Origin of the sequence: Burkholderia sp. (genome assembly GCF_018375725.1) — a bacterium.
Classification (GTDB): Bacteria; Pseudomonadota; Gammaproteobacteria; order Burkholderiales; family Burkholderiaceae; genus Burkholderia.
In genome coordinates this window covers 1-2530 of sequence record NZ_JAHACR010000440.1, presented here as the reverse complement: position 1 = coordinate 2530, position 2530 = coordinate 1, and the positions used below count along the sequence as shown (strand labels likewise).

Below are 2530 nucleotides of genomic sequence, written 5' to 3'. Positions count from 1 at the left end.
CACAGTCCGTAGCCGAGCAGTGTCGCGACGAACGCGAGATACACGACCGCGAAGATCGACGCGCCCGTCAGCGAGGCGAGCGCGCTCTCGATGCGCTGCGGCCCTTCGAACCACAGCGACAGCAGGAAGAACGGGACCGGCGGCACGAGGCTCGCCCACACGACGAGCGATACGAGATCGGCCTGGCCGACCTTCTTCGTCAGGATATTGCCGAGCGCCCACATCGCGGCCGCACCAATCGTCAGCAGGAAGCCGGCCAGCGTCATCGCGCGCCCGCCTTGCGACGCGATCAACACGAGCCCCGCCGCCGCGACCGCGAGACCGACGAGGTTTTGCACGCGCAGCCGCTCGCCGAGGAACAGCATCGCGAACACGAGCGTGAAGAACGCCTGCGACTGCAGCACGAGCGACGCGAGGCCCGCCGGCATCCCGACATACATCCCGGTAAACAGGAACACGAACTGGCCGAGCTGGATCGTCGCGCCATACAGCACGAGCAGCCGCCACGAGATCTGCGGACGCTTCACGAAGAACACGGCCGGCACCGCCGCGAGCGTGAAGCGCAGCGCGCCGAGCAGCATCGGCGGCATGCCGTGCAGGCCGACTTTGATCACGACGAAGTTCACGCCCCACGCCAGGATCACCACCAGCGCCAGCAACAGGTCCTTCGGGGCCATCGTCGTCTCCTTTCTTTATCGTTCTGAAGCCGGACAGTCTACCGGGGTTTCGCATTCCATCCTGAAACCCGCGCGGCCGACATGGAATCGCCGACCGGCCGGCGCCGCATCGCCCACCCCGCGTTCGCGACCGCATTTCCGCCAACTCCGCACGCGCCGGCGCGCCGTCGCCAGTAGAATGGGCGGCATCCCCGCCGCTGCGACAGGATCCTGCCATGACTGCCCCCATCAAAGCCCTGCTGAAGCCGCACGTGCGCGACATCGGCAATCTGACGGTACGCCGCACGCTGCCCGCGCTGGCAGCCCGCCTCGTCGGCCCGTTTATCTTCTTCGACCACATGGGGCCCGCGACGCTGCCCGCCGGCATCGGCCTCGACGTGCGGCCGCATCCGCACATCGGGCTCGCGACCGTGACCTATCTGTTCGACGGCGCGATCCTGCACCGCGACAGCCTCGGCTCGCTGCAGGAAATCGTCCCGGGCGATGTCAACTGGATGACCGCCGGACGCGGCATCGTCCACTCCGAGCGCACGCCGGACGCGCTGCGCGAGCGCGGCCATACCGTGCACGGCATCCAGACCTGGGTCGCGCTGCCGCTCGCGCACGAGCAGGACGCGCCGTCGTTCGAGCACCATGCGGCCGAGACGCTGCCGAAGCGGACCGAAAACGGCGTATCGCTGACGGTGATTGCCGGCGATGCATTCGGCCTGCGCTCGCCGGTCACGACGTACTCCCGCACGCTGTACGTCGCCGCCGAATTCGCGGCCGGCGCCCGCATCGAGCTCGACGCATCGCACGAAGAGCGCGCGGTCTACCTGGTCGACGGCGATCTGTCGATCGACGGTACGCCGCTTGCTTCCGAGCAGATGGCCGTGCTCGAGCCCGGCGTTCCCGTCACGCTGGCGAGCGGCCATGGCGCGCGCGTGATGCTGCTCGGCGGCGACAAGCTCGACGGCGAACGGTTCATCGACTGGAATTTCGTCGCGAGCAGCCGCGAAGCGATCGAGCGCGCGAAGGACGCGTGGACGCGGCAGGAAATGGGCAAGGTGCCCGGCGAGACCGAATGGATCCCGCTGCCTGAACGCAAGCCGCGTTGAAAAACACGCGATTTCCCTCCATCTGACGCTATTCGAACTCAAGGGAACACCATGGACACCACGCTTGCCACTTTCGAGAAAGACGTCATCGAAGCATCGCTCGACACGCCCGTGCTGGTCGACTTCTGGGCGCCGTGGTGCGGCCCGTGCAAGTCGCTCGGCCCGATGCTGGAAAAGCTCGAAAGCGACTATGCGGGCCGCTGGAAGCTGGTGAAGGTCAATGTCGACGAGAATCAGGAACTGGCCGCGCACTTCGAGACGCGCAGCATTCCGCATGTGATCGCGTTCGCCGACGGGCGCCCGGTCGACCAGTTTGTCGGCGTGCTGCCCGAAGGGCAGCTGCGCGCGTTTCTCGACCGGCTGCTGCCCGCGCCGGAGGAAGCGGAGCGCCGGGCCGCGCAGCTCGCACGGGCGGAATCCCGCCTTGACGACGCGCGCAATCACCTCGAAGCCGCGATCGCGCTCAATCCGAGCTTCGACGATGCGCGCTTCGAGCGCATCGGTCGGCGGCAGGTCGGCGGTCGCCGCAAGCGCGTCGAAACGGGTCTTGATCGCCTGGTAGCGCGGCTCGCTTTGCACGGTCTGCGGCGACAGGCGTTCGGTTTCGGCTCGCGCGTCGTCGATCTGGTTGAGCGCAAGCAGCAGCTCGATCAGGTCGAGGCGCGCATCGTCGAAGCTCGGATTGAGCGCGAGCGCGGCTTCGAGGTGATTGCGCGCGTCGTCAAGGCGGGATTCCGACCGTGCGAGCTGCGCGGC

2 protein-coding genes and 2 pseudogenes are annotated in these 2530 nt (G+C 67.6%); 2 read left to right on the top strand and 2 right to left on the bottom strand.

The features are described 5' to 3' along the window. Positions 1-677 (bottom strand): EamA family transporter (locus KH616_RS24080; RefSeq protein ID WP_292253682.1); only part of this gene is annotated, 677 nt, incomplete at its 3' end. A gap of 215 nt (positions 678-892) precedes the next feature. Between KH616_RS24080 and KH616_RS24075 the strand changes: the two genes are divergently transcribed. Both KH616_RS24075 and trxA read left to right on the top strand, forming a co-directional pair. Next, positions 893-1774, top strand: a complete 882-nt coding sequence (locus KH616_RS24075; RefSeq protein ID WP_292253680.1) for a pirin family protein — start codon at positions 893-895, stop codon at positions 1772-1774. Between the two features lie 51 nt (positions 1775-1825). After that, a pseudogene (gene trxA, locus KH616_RS24070) lies at positions 1826-2275 on the top strand (thioredoxin); the annotation flags it as partial. On the opposite strand, the pseudogene KH616_RS25465 reads toward trxA, so the two are convergent. Beyond that, a pseudogene (locus tag KH616_RS25465) lies at positions 2255-2530 on the bottom strand (tetratricopeptide repeat protein); the annotation flags it as partial. The pseudogenes trxA and KH616_RS25465 overlap by 21 nt on opposite strands.